The sequence below is a fragment of the Kineococcus mangrovi genome (assembly GCF_041320705.1).
GTDB lineage: Bacteria > Actinomycetota > Actinomycetes > Actinomycetales > Kineococcaceae > Kineococcus > Kineococcus mangrovi.
In genome coordinates, this window is sequence record NZ_JBGGTQ010000001.1 from 277922 (window position 1) to 295816 (window position 17895).

The following is a 17895-nucleotide window of genomic DNA, read 5'->3' on the forward strand; positions in this document are numbered from 1 at the left end:
CGCACCGCGCCGGGGGTCAGCGGTCCCCGAGCCAGGGCTCCAGGCCGTCCTCGGGGGCGGTCCAGGCGGCGCTCTCGGCGGGCGTGGCCAGGATGCGCTCGAAGGCCGCGCTGACGCGTTCGGCGTCCCCCTCGTCGACGCCGGTGACCACCAGGCGCGTGCGGGGGCGCTCGCCGCGACGGGCGTCCCAGGTGCCGATGGTCCCGATGCTCAGCTGCCCGCCCGCGCCGTCCCACGCGCACACGACCTCCGGTCGCGACGGCACCCAGAAGAACCCCCGGGCCCGCAACCGGCCCGCACCGACGGCCTCGATCTCCTCCAGGAGCCGGCCCGGGTGCAGCGGCGCGGGCGTGCGCAGGTCGAGGGTGAAGACCCCCAGGCGGTCGTCGGCCCCGCTCGGCCGGGCGGCGCGCAGGTCGCTGCGGCGCAACGGCTCCGCCACGGGGTCGGCGGTGGCGAGGCGGCGCGGGGCCAGCAGGTCGGACGCGTCCGCGGCGAGGAGGTCGGCGACGACGCAGCCGGGCGCGGTGACGTGGTCGAGCAGGACGGCCGAGCGGGCGGGCAGCTCGCCGTCGACCAGGACGAGGTCGGCCTCGTCGAGCTGGTGGGCCAGCACCTCCCCCACCGCGCGGTCGGTCTCCTCCCCCGCGGCGCCGACGACGAGCTCGTCGCCGAGCAGGTCCTCGAGCAGGCCGGGGCCGTGCGCGACGGCGACGACACCGGTGACCGTGACGAGGTCGGCGAGGTCGTCGGCGCCGTCGGTGCCGTGGGTCAGGGCCTGCAGGACGGCCAGCGGTTCGGCGGTGACCGGCAGCGCCAGCACGAGGCGCTCGGCCCGGCCGGCGCGGGCGATCGCGGCGACGGCGGGCAGGACGTCCTCGCGCAGGGCGCACCCGAGGCAGGCGTGCTCGAGCGGCACGTCCACGTCCTCGAGCACCCGGTCGAACTCGGCGGCCAGGCGGTGCAGCCGGTCCGGGGCGAGGTCGTAGCGCAGCAGCACGGTCCCGGGCCCGCCCCACAGGGCGGCGGCGGTGGCGCTGTCGCGCAGCACCGGGTCCATGGAGGTCAGCAGGGTCACGGGCAGGGTCACGGGCGGTCGCACGGGCGCTCCTTGATGAGACTCGTTCTCAAGAAAACCGACGGTAGCAGACACCCCGACGCGCCCCACGCCCTCCCACGTGCCGGGCACGGGCGGTGACCCCCGGTAACGTCGCCCTGCAACCACCGTCGTCGATCCCCCGGGAGTACCCGTGAACCGCTCCGAGCTCGTCACCGCCGTCGCCGAACGCGCCGGCCTGACGCAGTCCGAGACCGACTCCGTCATCAACGCGCTCGGCGACGTCCTCGTCGAGGCCGTCGGCAAGGGAGAGCCCGTCAAGCTGCCGGGCCTGCTCACCGTCGAGCGCGTCGAGCGGGCCGCCCGCACCGGCCGCAACCCGCGCACGGGCGAGACCATGGAGATCGCCGCCTCCTACGGCGCCAAGCTCACCGCCGGGTCCAAGCTGAAGGCCGCCGCCAGCGGCAGCTGACCCACCACGGCCGCCCCGCCTCCCTGCCGCGGGCACCCCCCTGCTTCCGCACCCGGGGGACGACACGGAAGACTGCCCCGCGAGAAGCAGTCAGCACGTGCACACGGAGTCAGCGTCGACCCCCGGGCACCCGGCAAGGGAGGCGAGGCGTCGCATGAGCGCACCGACGGACGAAGAGCTGCAGGCGGACCTGCAGACCCCGCCCGAGCAGACCGCGCAGGGGTCCACCCGGACCTCCAGCGACGTGCTCACGGTGGACGGGGTCTCCTCCGACGAGGGCCACGCCGCCCTGCGCGCCTCGGTCCGCAAGCTCGGGGAACTCCTCGGGGAGTCCCTGACCCGGCACGAGGGCCGCGAGCTGCTGGACCTCGTCGAGCAGGTCCGCCAGCTGGCCCGCCGCCCCGACGACGGGGCCGAGCTGGCCCGGCTGCTCTCCGGCGTCGACGACGCCACCGCCATCAACCTGGCCCGGGCCTTCACCGCCTACTTCCAGCTCGCCAACGCCTCCGAGCAGCTGCACCGCGGCCTGGAGCTCTCCCGCGCCTCCGCGGGCGGCCTGGACGGCACGCTCGAACGGCTGGGCCAGGCCCTGAGCTCCGGCGACCTCGACCGCGGCACGGCCCAGGAGATCCTCGGCCGGCTGCAGCTGCGTCCGGTGTTCACGGCCCACCCCACCGAGTCCAGCCGGCGCTCCGTCCTGGACCTGCTCCTGCGCATCACGACGATCGTGGAGGCCTCCGAGGACGCCGCCCAGCGCCCCCTGGACGCCCACCGCGGACAGCGCCGCCTGGCCGAGCTCGTCGACGAGCTGTGGCAGACCGACGAGCTGCGGGTCCTGCGCCCGCGACCGGCCGACGAGGCGCGCTCGGCCCTGCACCACCTGCGCAACCTCACCTCCACCGTCCTGCCGGACCTGCTGGAGGACCTCGCCGTCGGGCTCGACGAGCTCGGGCTGGCCCTGCCCGCCGACGCCCAGCCCCTGCGCTTCGGCAACTGGGTCGGCGGGGACCGCGACGGGAACCCGAACGTCACCCCCGAGGTGACGGCGGAGGTCCTGGGCATGCAGCACGACGCCGCGCTCGACGTCCTGACCGCCGCCACGCGCGACCTCATGACCGAGCTGGCCGCCTCCACCCAGATCGTCGGGTTCTCCGAGGACCTGCTGGCCTCCCTGGAGGCGGACGCGCAGGCGATGCCGGAGGTGCGGGCCGCCCGCGCCCACCTCAACGGCGAGGAGCCCTACCGGTTCAAGCTGTCGTACGTCCTGGCCCGCCTGGAAGGCACCCGCGCACGGCTGCACAGCGGCGCCGAGCACGTCCCGGGCCGTGACTACGCCGGGGTGCAGGAGTACACCGCCGAGATCCGGATGCTGCAGGACTCGTTGCGCGCCAACGACGGCGACCTGGTCGCCGACGGCGCCGTCGCCCGCCTGCTGCGCGTGGCCCGCGCCGTCGGGTTCGGGCTGGCCACGCTCGACGTGCGCGAGGACGCCGGCAAGCACCACACCGCCCTGGCCACGATCTACGACCGGCTCGGCGAGCTCATCACGCCCTACGCCGACCTGGACCGCACGGCGCGCACCAAGCTGCTGTCCAAGGAGCTCACGGGGCACCGGCCGCTCATCGGGTCGGCCGCGCGGACGCTGACGGACACCCCGGCCCGGGTGCTGCAGCTGTTCTCGACGATCGGCACCGCGCTGGACCGCTACGGCGACGACGTCATCGAGACGTACATCGTGTCCATGACCAAGGGCATCGACGACATCTTCGCCGTCGTCGTCCTGGCCCGGGAGGTCGGCCTCGTCGACCTGGCCGAGACGCCGGGCGCGAACGACGTGGCGCGCATCGGGTTCGCCCCGCTGTTCGAGACGGTCACCGAGCTGGAGAACGCCGAGGAACTCCTCGAGGGGCTGCTGTCCGACCCCTCCTACCGCCGCGTCGTCGCCGCCCGCGGGGACGTGCAGGAGATCATGCTCGGCTACTCCGACTCCTCCAAGGACGCCGGGATCGCCGCCTCCCGCTGGCAGATCCACCGCGCCCAGCGCGCGCTGCGCGACGTCGCCCTGCGCCACGGGGTGACCCTGCGGCTCTTCCACGGCCGCGGCGGGTCCGTCGGCCGCGGCGGCGGGCCCACCGGCGAGGCGATCCTGGCCCAGCCCTACGGCACGCTCGACGGGCCGATCAAGGTGACCGAGCAGGGCGAGGTCATCTCCGACAAGTACGTCCAGCCCCGGCTGGCCCGGCACAACCTCGAGGTCGCCCTGTCGGCCGCGCTCGAGGCGTCCACGCTGCACCGCACCCCGTTGCAGCCGCGGGAGGTGCTGGACGGCTGGGACGAGACGATGTCGGTCGTGGCCGCCGCGGGCCAGAACGCCTACCGGACCCTCGTCCGCGACCCCGGCCTCGTGCCGTTCTTCCTCACGGCCACGCCCGTGGAGGAACTGGGCAACCTCAACATCGGCTCGCGCCCCTCGCGCCGCCCCGGCGGCACCGGGGGCCTGGAGGACCTGCGGGCGATCCCGTGGGTGTTCGGGTGGACGCAGAGCCGCATCAACGTCCCCGGCTGGTTCGGCGTCGGGTCGGGCCTGCGCGCCGCCCGCGAGGCCGGCCACGAGGACGACCTGCGGGCGATGGTCACCGACTGGGCGTTCTTCCGCAGCTTCGTCTCCAACGTCCAGATGACGCTGGCCAAGACCGACCTGGGGATCGCGGCGCACTACGTCGAGGAACTCGTCGACCCCGACGCCCGCAGCGCCTTCGAGACGATCCGCGCCGAGCACGCCACGACCCTGGAGCAGGTGCTGTGGCTGACGGGGCAGGAGGAACTGCTGGAGTCCGCCCCGGTCCTGCGCCGCACCCTGGAGCTGCGCGACGCCTACCTGGCGCCGCTGCACGCGCTGCAGGTGTCCCTGCTCGCCCGCTCCCGGGCCAGCGGGGAGGACGTCGACCCCGCGCTGCGCCGCGCGCTCCTGCTGACGATCAACGGGATCGCGGCGGGGATGCGCAACACCGGCTGAGCCGCCCCCGGGGGAGGGGATCGTCGTCCGGCGTCGCGCGCTGGACGACGATCACTCCCCCGCGGGCTCGTCGGGGGTGTCGAGCGCCCCGCCGTAGCGGCGGTTGCGCGTCGCGTACGTCTCGATCGCGGCCCACAGGGCCCGCCGGTCCACGTCGGGCCACAGCACGTCGGAGAACACCATCTCCGCGTACGTCGACTGCCACGGCAGGAAACCGGACGTCCGCTGCTCCCCCGAGGAGCGCCAGAACAGGTCCACGTCCGGCATGTCGGGTTCGTCGAGGTAGCGGGCGAACGTCCGCTCGTCGATCCGGTCGGGGTTCACCACCCCGGCTGCGACGTCGCGGGCCAGGGCGCGGGCGGCGTCGGCGATCTCGGCGCGGCCGCCGTAGTTCACGCACATCGTCAGCGTGCAGACGGTGTTGTCCCGCGTCATCTCCTCGGCCGACTCCAGTTCGCTGATGACGCTGCGCCAGAGGCGGGGACGACGCCCGGCCCAGCGCACGCGGACGCCCCAGGAGTCCATGACGTCCCGGCGCCGCCGGATGACGTCGCGGTTGAACCCCATGAGGAACTTGATCTCCTCGGGGCTGCGCCGCCAGTTCTCCGTCGAGAACGCGTACGCCGAGACGTGCGTGACACCGACCTCCACGGCCCCGGCGACGACGTCCAGCAGGGACGCCTCCCCCATCTTGTGCCCCTCGATGCGCGACAACCCGCGCTGGTTCGCCCAGCGCCCGTTGCCGTCCATGACGATCGCGACGTGCCGGGGGACGAGGTCGGCCGGCAGCTGCGGCGGCCGGGCACCGGACGGGTGCGGCGGCGGCGCGACGACCGGGCGCCCCTCGCGCGCGGTGGTCCGGTCTGAGCGGCGTCGTCGGGGTCCGGTCACGGGCACGGGCACCAGGGTGCCAGGTGGGACCATGGCTCACGTGCCCGACCACACGAGCTCCCCCCGTTCCCCCCGCACCGCCCTCGTCCGCCACGGCGAGACGGACTGGAACCGCGACGGGCGGTTGCAGGGCCGGACGGACGTCCCCCTCAACGACACCGGCCGGGACCAGGCGCGGGCCCTGGCCGACCAGCTCGCCGCACCCCTCGGGGACGTCCCGTGGGCGGCGATCACGTCCTCCCCGCTCTCGCGTGCCCGCGAGACGGCGCAGATCATCGCCGACCGCCTCGGCCTGGAGCTGCTGGCACCGCACGAGGACCTCGTGGAGCGGTGCTTCGGCGAGGCCGAGGGCGCCACCGTGGACGAACTGGCGGTCCGGTACCCGCACGGCGAGCGACCGGGTCAGGAACCCTGGGAGGACCTCCGCGCGCGGGGCTCGGCGGCCCTGCGGCGCCTGCGCGCCGAGCACGGCGACACCCCGCTCGTCGTCGTCGCGCACGGGACGTTCCTGCGGGCGACGGTCGAGGGCCTGGCCGGGGTCGAGCTGGCGCGCATGGCGAACGCCACGTCCGTGGTGGTCGAGGGCGCGGACCGCGAGTGGCGGCTGGCCCGCGCCCCTCAGCGCGCCTGAGCGGCCTCGGGCCGTTCCACGTGCCGCAGCGAGCGGATGCCGCGTTCGAGGTGCCACTGCAGGAACGCGGCGACGAGCCCGCTGCCCTCGCGGCGGCAGCGCTCCTCGGCGTCCTCCGCGACGACCCACTCCCCGCTGAGCAGCGCCGCGAGCAGTTCGAGCGTCCGCGGGTCCGGTGCCGCCGACCCCGGTGGCCGGCAGGCCCCGCACACCGCGCCCCCGGCGGCGACGTTGAACGCGGTGTGCGGGCCGGGGTCCCCGCAGCGGGCGCAGTCGGCGAAGCTGGCCGCGTACCCGGCCACGGCGAGCGAGCGCAGCAGGAAGGCGTCCAGGACGAGGGGGGCGGCGTGCTCGCGGCGCGACAGCGCCCGCAGCGCCCCCACGAGCAGCAGGTACTGCTGGGTCGCGTTCTCCCGCTCCACCTCGGTGAACCGCTCGGCCGTCTCCACGAGCGCGTGCCCGACGGTGTAGAGGCCGTAGTCGCCGGCGAGCTCGCGCCCGTAGGGCGCCAGCACGTCGACCTGGGTGACGGTGTCGAGCGCGCGGCCGCGGTGCAGCTGCACGTCCACGCAGGTGAACGGTTCCAGCCGCGCCCCGAACCGGGACGAGGTGCGCCGCACGCCCTTGGCCACGGCGCGCACGCGACCGTGGTGCCGGGTCAGCAGGGTGACGATCCGGTCGGCCTCGCCGAGCTTGGTGGTGCGCAGGACGACGGCCTCGTCGCGGTAGCTCTTCGCCCCGCCGATGCTGGATCCCCTGCCGCTGGACCCCCTGCTCCCCGCCACGGCCCCCACTGTAGGTGCCGCCCCCGACACGGCCCCGGACCCGCGCTCACCCGGCGACGAGGCGGTCCCGTCCCGAGCGCTTGGCCTCCAGCACCGCGCGGTCGGCCGCCGCGACGGCCTCGGCCGCGGGGGCCGGGCCGGCCAGCCCCGCCGAGACGGTGACGCGCAGCCCCAGGGAGATCTCCAGCCACGGTTCCTTGCGGACGACCTCGAGCAGCCGCTCGGCCGTCCGCTGCGCCCCGTGCCCGCCGGGGACGAGCACGACGAACTCGTCGGCCCCGTAGCGGACGAGGACGTCGTCGTCACCGGCGTTGCGCTGCAGCAGGTCCGCGACGCGGCGCAGCACGGCGTCCCCGGCGGCGTGGCCGTGCTCGTCGTTGACGGCGCGGAACCGGTCGACGTCGAGCAGGACGGCGCTGAAGCGCTGGTCGGGGCGTTCGAGGACCTGCTGCAGGCGGCGGCGGTTGCCCAGACCGGTCATGGGGTCCACGAGCGAGGCGCGGCCCAGGCGCTCGTTCTGCTCGGCCATCTCCCGCTGGCGGATGCGGTCCTGCAGCGCCTCGAACCGGCTCTCGCGGTCCTCCCACAGCCGGGCCAGCGACACCTGCGCGAGCAGCTCCAGCGCGTCGGCGGCCTCGCTGCGCCCGTCGTGCCGGACGGCGTTGCGGGCCCGGACGGCGAGCGCCGTGAGCCCCCACACGTCGAGCTGGGTGGCCGAGGAGACGCGCTGGACGGCGGCGAGGAGCTCGGCCGCGGTCTCCCGGTCCCCGGCGTCGGAGGTGACCATGGCCAGGGCGATGCGGGCGATCTGGGTCTCGGCCAGTTCCTCGCGCAGCCGGAACGCGTCCATCGCCGGCCGCAGCCGCGCCTGGGCGAGCCCGGTGTCCCCGGTGCGCTGCAGGACGAAGGCCTCGACGGCCTCGGCCCGGGCGAGCATCTCCGGGTAGTCGGCCTCGGCGGCGAGCTGGCGCATCCGGGCCGCGCGGGCCAGGGCCTCGGTGTAGTGCGGCCAGGCCTCGCCCGCGCGGCCGGCGACCTCGAGCATCGAGGCCCAGGCGACCTGCAGGACGGCGGCCTCCTGGGCCACGTTGAGGCGCACCCGGGGCGGGGGGAAGGTCAGGGCCAGCATCTGGACCATGAGCTCGTCGGCTGGCTCGAACAGGGCGAGGGAGTTCAGGGCCAGCGCCACCGACATGGTCGCCGAGAGGTGGTCGTAGGTGCGGATGGGCTGCGCCGAGACGATGAGCTGGCCCTCGGCGAGGTGGTCCATCGCCAGGGCTGTCATCCCGAGGTCGACGCGGGACTCGGCGAGCAGGGCGAGGGCCTTGGCCCGCCAGACGGGGTCCGCGCCGACGCCGAGGCGGCGCAGCAGGTGCCCGGCCTCCTCGCTGGCCTCGGCGGCGCGGCCGAGCTGGTGCAGGGCGACGCCGCAGATGAACTGCAGGTAGCGGGCGGTGCGCTCGTCCCCGGCGGCCTCGCAGAAGGCCAGGCCCTGGCGGCTGACGAGGATCGCGCGCTCGCCGTAGCCGTCGAGGTACAGCTTGTGGGCCCACTCGGCCAGGGTGTCGAACGGTCCGAACGGGCTGACGGGTTCGAGCTCGGTGCTCACGCCGCCCCCTCCCGATGTCGCCACCGGTGACCGCATGTCACAGGTGGTGACTGATCCTAACCGTCCGCGCCGTCCGGGGGGAGTCGAACCCCGGACGGCGCGGACGCCGGTCGCGCGGGTGGGCGGGCTCAGCGCAGGGCGCGGTTGACCGCCGAGACGATCGCCTTGAGCGAGGCCGTCGTGATGTTGTGGTCGACGCCCACGCCCCACAGGACGCGGCCGTCGACGGCGCACTCGACGTAGGCCGCGGCGCGGGCGTCACCGCCGGCCGACAGCGCGTGCTCGGCGTAGTCGAGGACCCGCACGTCCACGCCCTGCTCGCCCAGAGCCGCGCAGAAGGCGGCGATGGGACCGTTGCCCGTGCCCCGCGCCGTGCTGACGGTGCCGGCGTCCCAGAGGTCGACCTCCAGGGTGTCGGCCCCGTCGACGACGCTGACGGACCGGGTGCCGCGCAGGGCGAACCGGCCCCACTCGGGCGTGTCCGTCGGGGAGGGCAGGTACTCGTCGGTGAAGACCTCGAAGATCTGCCGCGAGGAGACCTCCCCGCCCTGGGCGTCGGTGCGCTCCTGGATGACGCGGGAGAACTCGATCTGCAGGCGGCGCGGCAGGTCCAGCTGGTGCTCGGCCTTCAGCAGGTAGGCGACCCCGCCCTTGCCGGACTGGGAGTTGACGCGGATGACGGCCTCGTAGGACCGGCCGACGTCCTTGGGGTCGATCGGCAGGTACGGCACGGCCCACGGGATCTCGTCCACGGACTTCCCGGCGGCGGCCGCGTCGCGCTCCATCGCCTCCAGGCCCTTCTTGATGGCGTCCTGGTGGGAGCCGGAGAAGGCCGTGAAGACGAGGTCGCCGCCGTAGGGCACGCGCTCGCCGACGGGCAGCTGGTTGCAGTGCTCGACGGTGCGCCGGACGTGGTCGATGTCGGAGAAGTCGACCTGCGGGTCGATGCCCTGGCTGAACAGGTTCATGCCCAGGGTGACGAGGTCGACGTTGCCGGTGCGCTCGCCGTTGCCGAACAGGCAGCCCTCGATGCGGTCCGCCCCGGCCAGGTACCCCAGCTCGGCCGCGGCCACGCCCGTCCCGCGGTCGTTGTGCGGGTGCAGCGACAGGATGACGTTCTCGCGGGGGTGCAGGTGCCGCGACATCCACTCGATGGAGTCGGCGTAGACGTTGGGCGTGGCCATCTCCACCGTCGCGGGCAGGTTGACGATGACCTTGCGCTCCGGGGTCGGCTCGAAGACCTCCAGGACCGCGTTGCAGATGCGCGCCGCGAACTCCAGCTCGGTGCCGGTGTAGGACTCCGGGGAGTACTCGTAGTAGACGGTGGTGCCCGGGACGGTCTCCTCGAACTTGCGGCACAGCCGGGCCCCCTGCAGGGCCAGGTCGACGATGCCGTCCTCGTCGGAGCCGAACACGACGCGCCGCTGCAGCACCGAGGTCGAGTTGTAGAGGTGGACGATGGCCTGCTTCGCGCCGCGCAGCGACTCGTACGTCCGCTCGATGAGGTGCTCGCGCGCCTGCGTCAGCACCTGGATGCGCACGTCGTCGGGGATGAGGTCGTTCTCGACCAGCGTCCGCACGAAGTCGAAGTCGGTCTGGGAGGCCGAGGGGAACCCGACCTCGATGTCCTTGTAGCCCATGTCGACGAGCAGCTGGAACATGCGCAGCTTGCGCTCGGAGTCCATCGGGTCGATGAGCGCCTGGTTGCCGTCGCGCAGGTCGACCGCGCACCAGCGCGGGGCCTGCGTGATGCGCCTGGTCGGCCAGGTGCGGTCGGGCAGGTCCACGGTGATCTGCTCGTGGAACGGCACGTACTTGCCGAACGGCATCGGGCTGGGCGTCTGGGTGTTCTGCATCTCGTCATCTCCTGCGGGGCGGGCGGGGTGGCGGCCGGCGCGCACGACGAGGTCCCGCGACGGGGGGACCGGCCTAGCTGGCCCCGCCGCGGCGACGAAGGAGGAGGTTCTCCAGACGGGCCACGGGGCCACCGTACCCCCTCCGATCCGGAGCGCGCCCGGCCCAGGGGTGTCACCGCGACGGGTGGTCGCGGCTACCCGGCGGCGTCGTGCACCGCGACCCCGTCGGGACGTGTGGCACAGTGCCGACACCCCCTGCCGACGGCGAAGGACGGTCATGACCAGCCCGATCACGGACGTGACCATCACCCCGGTCGCCTTCCACGACCCCGCCCTGCTCAACAACGTGGGCGTGCACGAGCCGTTCGCGCTGCGCAGCGTCGTGGAGGTCCGCACCGCCGACGGCGTCGTGGGCCTGGGCGAGAGCTACGGCGACGCGGCGCACCTGGAGCGGCTGCACCGCGCCGTCCCGCACCTGCTCGGGACCGACGTCTTCGACCTGCACGCCCTGGCCCGCGCCGTCGCCACCTCCCTCGGGCACACCCCCGCGCGTGCGGGGGACCTGCTGGGCCAGGTGGTCCAGGACGCCGCCGACCGCGTGCTCAGCCCCTTCGAGGTCGCCTGCCTGGACGCGCAGGGCCGGCTCACCGGACGCCCCGTGAGCGACCTGCTCGGCGGGGCCGTCCGCGACGAGGTCGCCTTCAGCGCCTACGCGTTCTACAAGTGGGCCGCGCACCCCGGCGGCGAGGAGGACGGCTGGGGCCCGGCCCTGGACCCGGCGGGGATCGTGACCCAGGTGCGGCGGGTGGTCGACGAGTTCGGGTTCACCGCGGTCAAGCTCAAGGGCGGGGTGTTCCCGCCGCAGGAGGAGGTCGAGGCGGTCCGGGCCCTGCGCGCGGAGTTCCCCGACCTGCCCCTGCGCCTGGACCCCAACGGCGCGTGGACACCGGACACGTCGGTCCGGGTGGCGCAGGAGCTCGACGGGGTCCTGGAGTACCTGGAGGACCCGACCCCGGGCGTCCCGGGCATGGCGGAGGTGTCCCGCCGCCTGGAGGGGGCGATGCCGCTGGCCACCAACATGTGCGTCGTCGCGTTCGAGGACCTGCCGCCGGCCGTGGCGCAGGACGCCGTCCAGGTCGTCCTGTCCGACCACCACTACTGGGGCGGGTTGCGGCGCACGCAGGGCCTGGGGCGGATCTGCGAGGTGTTCGGGCTGGGCCTGTCGATGCACTCCAACTCCCACCTCGGGATCAGCCTCGCCGCCATGACCCACCTCGCCGCCGCGACCCCGAACCTCGACTACGCGTGCGACACGCACTGGCCGTGGAAGCGCGCCGACGAGGACGTCGTGGTCCCCGGCGCCCTGGGGTTCGCCGGTGGCGCCGTGCGCGTCCCGACCGGCCCCGGCCTCGGGGTCGACCTCGACCGCGACGCCCTGGCCCGACTGCACGAGCAGTACGAGCGCTGCGGGCTGCGCGCCCGCGACGACACGACGTACATGCGCACCGTCGACCCGGGGTTCACCCCGCACCGGGGTTCGTGGTGATCGCCGGACCCGGTGCCCCGCGGCCCGCACGTCGCCGTGCGGGCCGCGCCGGGGTCGGGCGCGAGCTGGTGGGGCCCGCCCTACGGGTCCACTGCCCACCCATGTCTGCATCCGTGGACACTGTCCGCTGACGTGGAACACTGGTACCTTGGGGCGCCGCCGACCCGAGGAGCACCCGTGTCCCGTCCCAGCGACGTCTCCCCCGACGACCTGCGCCGCACGCTCGGCGCCGGCCTGCTGTCCTTCCCCGTGACGCACACGCACCCGGACCTGTCCCTCGACGAGGACGGGTACCGCGAGCACGTCGCCCACCTGTCGGGGTTCGGGGCCAGCGGGTTGTTCGCCGCGGGCGGGACCGGGGAGTTCCCGGCGCTGACCCAGGCCGAGGTGTTCACCGTCGTCCGCGCCACGGTCGAGGCCAACGCCGGGCGCAGCCCCGTCGTCGGCCCCGTCGGGTACGGGACGGCGACCGCCGCGGCGATGGCGCGGGAGGTCGAGGCCGCGGGCGCGGACGGCGTCTTCGTGCTGCCGCCGTACCTCAACGAGGTGACCCAGGAGGGGCTCTACCAGCACGTCGCCGCCGTCTGCCGGGCCACCCGGCTCGGGGTGGTCGTCTACCACCGCGCGAACGCCCGGTTCACCGCCCGCACGGTCGACCGCCTCGTCGCCGAGTTCGACAACCTCGTGGGGTTCAAGGACGGCATCTGCGACATCGACCTGCTCGCGACGCTGAACGCCCGCCACGGCGAGCGCCTGCTGCTCGTGGGCGGACTGCCGACGGCCGAGACGTACGCGCTGCCCTACCTCGACCTCGGTGCGACGACGTACTCCAGCGCCATCTTCAACTTCGCACCACGCTGGGCGCGCGAGTTCTACGACCGGGTGCGCGCGGGCGACCGCACAGGAGTGCAGGTGCGACTGAGCGAGTTCGTCCTGCCCTACCTGCAGATCCGCGACCGCAGCGCAGGCTACGCCGTCTCGATCGTCAAGGCCGGGATGACGGCCGCGGGCCGCAGCGCCGGCTCGGTCCGGCCCCCGCTGACCGACCTCACCGACACCGAGCTGGCCGAACTCACCCCGCTCGTCCAGAAGGTCCTCTGACCCGTGGCTCCCCGCGTCGCCGGTCTGCGCGTCGTGCCCGTGGCCGGCCACGACTCGATGCTCTTGAACCTCTCCGGCGCCCACGCACCGTTCTTCACCCGCAACGTCGTCGTGCTCACCGACACCGACGGCCGCACGGGGGTCGGCGAGGTCCCCGGCGGTGAACCCGTCCGGGTCACGCTCGAGGCGGCCGGTGACCTGGTGCGCGGCAGGTCGGTCGCCGACCACCGGAACGTGCTGCGCGCGGTCGGGCGGGAGTTCGCCGGCCGCGACGTCGCCGGCCGCGGTCTGCAGACGTTCGACCTGCGCACGACCGTCCACGTCGTCACCGCGCTGGAGTCGGCGCTGCTGGACCTGCTCGGGCAGTTCCTCGGGCTGCCCGTGGCCGACCTGCTCGGGGAGGGCCGGCAGCGCGACCGGGTGCAGGCGCTGGGCTACCTGTTCCTCGTCGGTGACCGGAACGCCACCGACCTGCCGTACCGCAGCACGGCTCGGCCCCAGGACGACTGGGAGCGGCTGCGGGACGAACCGGCCCTCGACGCCGGTGCCGTCGTGGCGCTGGCCGAGGCCGCCCGGGCTCGGTACGGGTTCGCGGACTTCAAGCTCAAGGGCGGGGTGCTGCCCGGGGAGCAGGAGGCGGGGATCGTCACCGCCCTGGCCCGGCGGTTCCCGGACGCGCGGATCACGCTGGACCCCAACGGCGCCTGGTCGTTCAGCGAGGCGGTCGCGATCGGCCGGGAACTGCGCGACGTGCTCGCCTACGCCGAGGACCCGTGCGGCGCCGAGGGCGGGTACTCCGGCCGGGAGACGATGGCCGAGTTCCGACGGGCGACGGGACTGCCGACGGCGACGAACATGGTCGCCACCGACTGGCGGCAGCTCGCGCACGCGGTGCAGGCGCACGCCGTGGACATCCCGCTGGCCGACCCGCACTTCTGGACGATGGCGGGGTCGGTGCGCGTCGCGCAGCTGTGCGAGGCGTGGGGGCTGACGTGGGGGTCGCACTCCAACAACCACTTCGACGTCTCCCTCGCGATGACGACCCACGTCGCCGCGGCGGCCCCCGGGGACGTGACGGCGATCGACACGCACTGGATCTGGCAGGACGGGCAGCGGCTCACGCGGGAACCACTGCGGATCCGTGACGGGTTCCTCGACGTGCCGACCACCCCGGGTCTGGGCGTCGAACTGGACGAGGACCGGCTCGCGGAGGCGCACGAGCTGTACCTGGCGCACGGTCTCGGCGCCCGCGACGACGCGGCGGCCATGCGGTTCCTCGTGCCGGGCTGGACGTTCGACCCGAAGCGGCCCGCGCTGGACCGGCCGGGGACTCACCGGGTCCCGTCGTAGGGTCGGCGGCGTGACCTCGCCCACCTGGGACCCGGCGCAGTACGCCCGGTTCTCCTCCCCCCGGTCTCGCCCCTTCCACGACCTCGTGGCGGCGATCGGGGCGACCGCCCCGCGCACCGTCGTCGACGTCGGCTGCGGGCCGGGGAACCTCACGGTGCAGCTGGCTCGGCGCTGGCCGGGTGCGAGCGTGCGCGGCCTCGACTCCTCCGCGGAGATGGTGGCGGCAGCCCCGGCCGACGCCGGGGTGGGTTTCACCGTGGCGAACGCCGAGGAGTTCGACGCCACCGGGGTCGACGTCGTCGTGTCCAACGCGGTGCTGCAGTGGATCCCGACCCACCGGGACCTGCTGCGGCGGTGGGCCTCCCAGCTCTCCCCCGGCGCCTGGATGGCGTTCGGGGTGCCCGCGAACTTCGACGCCCCCTCGCACGTCCTCATGCGGGAACTGGCGGCCTCCCCGCCGTGGCGGCACCGCCTCGCGGGCGTCCTGCGCGGGACGGAGTCGGTCGCCGACCCCGGTGAGTACCTCGACCTGCTCGCGGGCGCCGGACTGCTGGCCGACGTGTGGCAGACGGAATACCTGCACGTGCTGACCGGTGCGGACCCGGTGCTGGAGTGGGTGCGCGGCACGGGGTTGCGGCCGGTGCTGCAAGCCCTCGACCCGGCGAGCGCCGCGGAGTTCGAGCGCGAGTACGCGGCGCTGCTGCGACAGGCGTACCCGGCGCGGGACTACGGCACGCCGTTCCCGTTCCGGCGGACGTTCGCGGTCTCGACGCTGCCCGGCTGACCTGCGGGATCGAGTTCCAGCAGTTCCAGCAGGTGCGGGGCCGGGGAGCTGCCCGCCGACGTCACGACGGACACCACCCACTGCGGGGCGTCGGCCGGCATCGCGAGGACGCTCAGCCGGGCCGCCTCGGGTTTGGCGGCGACGTGCCGGGGGACGATCGCGGTCCCCAGCCCCCGGTTCACGAGGTCGAGGAGGGCGTGCACGTCCCCGACGGAGAACCGCACGCGCCGGTGCACCCCGCGGGCGGCGCACGCCGCGTCGGTCAGCGGCCGCACCCCCCAGGAGGCGACGAAGTCGATGAACGGCGAGGCCGGCAGGTCCGACCAGTCGACGGCGGCGCGGCCGGCGAGGGGGTGGTCCGGCGGCACGAGCAGGACGAGGGGTTCACGGCCCAGTTCCGTCGCCGCGAGCACGCCGAGGTGCTCGGTGGTGGCGACGAAGGCGAGGTCGAGCTCGCCGTCGCGGACGCGACCGACGAGGTCGTGCGAGCCGGCCTGCTCGAAGTGGACCTCGACCTGCGGGAACCGGCGGTGGAACCGCTCCAGCAGCGTCGAGACGTCCACGACGCCGAGGCACTGCTCGGACCCCACCCGCAACGTGCCGGACAACCGGTGGGTGGCCTGGACGACGGCGTCGCGGGCCGCCGTCGCCTGGGCGATCATGCTGCGCGCGAAGGGCAGCAGCGCCTGCCCCGCGTCGGTGGGCTGGACCGAGCGCGGGCTGCGCTCGAACAGCGCCGTGCCCAGCTCGTCCTCGAGGGTGCGGATCGCCGCGGACAGCCCCGACTGCGAGACACCGCTGAGGGCGGCGGCGCGGGTGAACTGCCGCTCGTCGGCCAGCGCCACGACGTACTGCATCTGCCGGAGGTCCATGCAGAAATGCTACTCATGGATCGGATGAGCCTCAGTTGTTGGACTTGTGGGACGGGCGTTCCTAGGCTCGCCGCGTGAAGCAGCGCAGCCTCGGGCGTCCCGGCGCCCCCACCACCCGACAGGTCTCCGCCATCGGCCTCGGCGCCATGCCGCTGAGCATCGAGGGCCGCCCCGACACCGACCGCGCGATCGCCACCGTGCACGCCGCCCTCGACGCCGGCGTCACCCTCATCGACACGGCCGACGCCTACCACCGCGACGCGAACGAGGTCGGCCACAACGAGGAGCTCATCGCCCGCGCCCTGCGCGAGCACGGCTCCTCGACCGACGACGTCGTCGTCGCCACCAAGGGCGGGCACCTGCGCCCCGGCGACGGGTCCTGGACGAAGAACGGCGACCCCGCCTACCTCAAGGACGCCGCGAAGGCGTCCGCACGCCGCCTCGGCGTGGAGGCCATCGGCCTCTACCAGTTCCACCGCCCCGATCCGGACGTCCCGTACGCCGACTCCGTCGGCGCACTGGCCGAGCTGCTCGACGAGGGCGTCATCGTCCGCGCCGGCATCTCCAACGCCGACGTCGACCAGATCGAGGAGGCCGACCGCGTCCTCGGCGGCCGCCTCGTCTCGGTGCAGAACCAGTTCTCCCCCGCGTTCCGCAGCAGCCTGGGCGAGCTCGAGCACTGCGCCTCGCGCGGCATCTCGTTCCTGCCCTGGTCTCCGCTGGGCGGCATCTCCAACGCGGCCGAGCTCGGCAGCCGGCACGCGGTGTTCGCCGAGGTCGCGCAGGCCCACGGCGTCAGCCCGCAGCAGGTGACGCTGGCCTGGGAACTCTCCCTCGCCGACGTCGTGCTGCCCATCCCGGGTTCCTCGCGGCCCGCGAGCACCACCGACTCCCTCGCCGCCGCGGACCTGGAACTGTCCGCCGACGAGATCGCCCGCCTGTCCGCCGCGACCACCGGAGACGCCGCGTGAAGACCTTCGCCCTCGGCACCTCCGACCTGCAGGTGCCCAACGTCGTCCTCGGCCTCATGCGCATCGCGGAGATGCCCGACGAGGACATCCGCTCCCTCGTGGCCGCCGGCCGCGAGGTGGGCATCACGATGCTCGACCACGCCGACGTCTACGGCGGCTCGATGCACCGCTGCGAGGAACGCTTCGCGCAGGCCGTGCAGCTCAGCTCCTCCGAGCGCGAGCAGACGATCATCCAGTCCAAGGCCGGGATCGTCCCCGACGGCCCGTACTTCGACTTCTCCCACGAGCACATCGTCGCCTCGGTGGCCGGCTCGCTGCGCGCGTTGGGCACGGACTACCTCGACGTGCTGCTCCTGCACCGGCCCGACGCCCTCGTCGAACCCGAGGAGGTCGCCCAGGCGTTCGACGAGCTCCACGCCGCGGGCAAGGTCCGGCACTTCGGGGTCTCCAACCAGACCCCGGGCCAGATCGAGCTGCTGCGCAAGCACGTCCGCCAGCCGCTCGTGGCCAACCAGCTGCAGCTGTCCATCACGCACGCCCCGCTCGTCGCGCAGGGCGTGGCGGCGAACATGCAGGGCCTGGACCAGTCGATCTCCCGGGACTACGGGACGCTGGACTACTGCCGCCTGAACGACATCACCGTGCAGGCGTGGTCGCCGTTCCAGGCCGGGTTCTTCGACGGGGTGTTCCTCGACGACGACCGCTACCCCGAGCTGAACGTCGTGCTGGACCGCCTCGCGGCGCAGTACGACGTCCCCAAGCTCGCGATCGCGACGGCGTGGATCACCCGGCACCCGGCGAACGTCCAGGTCGTGCTCGGCACCACGAACCCCGAGCGCGTCCGGGCCGCGGCCCAGGGGTCCGAGCTGCCCCTGACCCGCGCGGAGTGGTACGAGCTGTACCGCGCCGCGGGCTACACGGTCCCGTAACCACCTCAGCACCCGGCCCGCCGCC

At 74.2% G+C, this 17895-nt stretch carries 15 protein-coding genes; 9 read left to right on the forward strand and 6 right to left on the reverse strand.

Going from position 1 to position 17895, the window contains the following annotated elements:
- Window positions 1-16: 16 nt before the first annotated feature.
- Complete coding sequence (locus AB2L28_RS01330; RefSeq protein ID WP_370716919.1) at window positions 17-1102, reverse strand: GTP-binding protein; 1086 nt, start codon at window positions 1100-1102, stop codon at window positions 17-19.
- 148 nt (window positions 1103-1250) lie between these two features.
- Here AB2L28_RS01330 and AB2L28_RS01335 point away from each other — a divergent pair, with 148 nt between their 5' ends.
- Both AB2L28_RS01335 and ppc read left to right on the forward strand, forming a co-directional pair.
- Entirely contained in the window at window positions 1251-1529 is a 279-nt protein-coding gene (locus AB2L28_RS01335; protein ID WP_370716920.1) for an HU family DNA-binding protein, read from the forward strand.
- A gap of 154 nt (window positions 1530-1683) precedes the next feature.
- Entirely contained in the window at window positions 1684-4545 is a 2862-nt protein-coding gene (ppc, locus tag AB2L28_RS01340) for a phosphoenolpyruvate carboxylase (protein ID WP_370716921.1), read from the forward strand.
- 51 nt (window positions 4546-4596) lie between these two features.
- Here ppc and AB2L28_RS01345 read toward each other — a convergent pair whose 3' ends face one another.
- The gene (locus tag AB2L28_RS01345) at window positions 4597-5436 is read right to left on the reverse strand and encodes an isoprenyl transferase (RefSeq protein WP_370717255.1); all 840 of its coding nucleotides are present in this window, start codon (window positions 5434-5436) and stop codon (window positions 4597-4599) included.
- A 40-nt stretch (window positions 5437-5476) separates the two neighbouring features.
- Here AB2L28_RS01345 and AB2L28_RS01350 point away from each other — a divergent pair, with 40 nt between their 5' ends.
- Entirely contained in the window at window positions 5477-6067 is a 591-nt protein-coding gene (locus AB2L28_RS01350; RefSeq protein WP_370716922.1) for a histidine phosphatase family protein, read from the forward strand.
- Here the strand turns inward: AB2L28_RS01350 and recO are convergent.
- The 3 genes from recO to leuA all read right to left on the reverse strand — a co-directional run bounded on the left by recO (window position 6055) and on the right by leuA (window position 10317).
- Window positions 6055-6852 (reverse strand): DNA repair protein RecO, encoded by a 798-nt coding sequence (gene recO, locus AB2L28_RS01355; protein ID WP_370716923.1) that lies wholly within the window; start codon window positions 6850-6852, stop codon window positions 6055-6057. The two genes, AB2L28_RS01350 and recO, sit on opposite strands and share 13 nt — an antisense overlap.
- A 46-nt stretch (window positions 6853-6898) precedes the next feature.
- Window positions 6899-8461 (reverse strand): diguanylate cyclase, encoded by a 1563-nt coding sequence (locus AB2L28_RS01360; protein WP_370716924.1) that lies wholly within the window; start codon window positions 8459-8461, stop codon window positions 6899-6901.
- 128 nt (window positions 8462-8589) lie between these two features.
- A complete protein-coding gene (gene leuA, locus AB2L28_RS01365) occupies window positions 8590-10317 on the reverse strand; it encodes a 2-isopropylmalate synthase (RefSeq protein ID WP_370716925.1) in 1728 nt (575 codons plus the stop codon).
- Between the two features lie 277 nt (window positions 10318-10594).
- Here leuA and AB2L28_RS01370 point away from each other — a divergent pair, with 277 nt between their 5' ends.
- From AB2L28_RS01370 to AB2L28_RS01385, 4 genes are all read left to right on the forward strand, one after another.
- The gene (locus AB2L28_RS01370) at window positions 10595-11863 is read left to right on the forward strand and encodes a glucarate dehydratase family protein (RefSeq protein WP_370716926.1); all 1269 of its coding nucleotides are present in this window, start codon (window positions 10595-10597) and stop codon (window positions 11861-11863) included.
- A 177-nt stretch (window positions 11864-12040) separates the two neighbouring features.
- A complete protein-coding gene (locus AB2L28_RS01375; protein WP_370716927.1) occupies window positions 12041-12964 on the forward strand; it encodes a 5-dehydro-4-deoxyglucarate dehydratase in 924 nt (307 codons plus the stop codon).
- 57 nt (window positions 12965-13021) lie between these two features.
- Complete coding sequence (locus AB2L28_RS01380) at window positions 13022-14314, forward strand: enolase C-terminal domain-like protein (RefSeq protein WP_370717256.1); 1293 nt, start codon at window positions 13022-13024, stop codon at window positions 14312-14314.
- Between the two features lie 10 nt (window positions 14315-14324).
- A complete protein-coding gene (locus tag AB2L28_RS01385; protein WP_370716928.1) occupies window positions 14325-15098 on the forward strand; it encodes a trans-aconitate 2-methyltransferase in 774 nt (257 codons plus the stop codon).
- Here AB2L28_RS01385 and AB2L28_RS01390 read toward each other — a convergent pair.
- Window positions 15041-15970, reverse strand: coding sequence for a LysR family transcriptional regulator (locus tag AB2L28_RS01390; protein ID WP_370716929.1), 930 nt, complete (start codon window positions 15968-15970; stop codon window positions 15041-15043). The genes AB2L28_RS01385 and AB2L28_RS01390 overlap by 58 nt on opposite strands.
- A 74-nt stretch (window positions 15971-16044) precedes the next feature.
- On the opposite strand from AB2L28_RS01390, the gene AB2L28_RS01395 reads away from it, so the two are divergent.
- Window positions 16045-16941, forward strand: a complete 897-nt coding sequence (locus AB2L28_RS01395; RefSeq protein ID WP_370716930.1) for an aldo/keto reductase — start codon at window positions 16045-16047, stop codon at window positions 16939-16941.
- Window positions 16938-17870, forward strand: a complete 933-nt coding sequence (locus AB2L28_RS01400) for an aldo/keto reductase (RefSeq protein ID WP_370716931.1) — start codon at window positions 16938-16940, stop codon at window positions 17868-17870. Before AB2L28_RS01395 ends, AB2L28_RS01400 begins: the two co-directional genes overlap by 4 nt.
- Window positions 17871-17895: the final 25 nt, after the last annotated feature.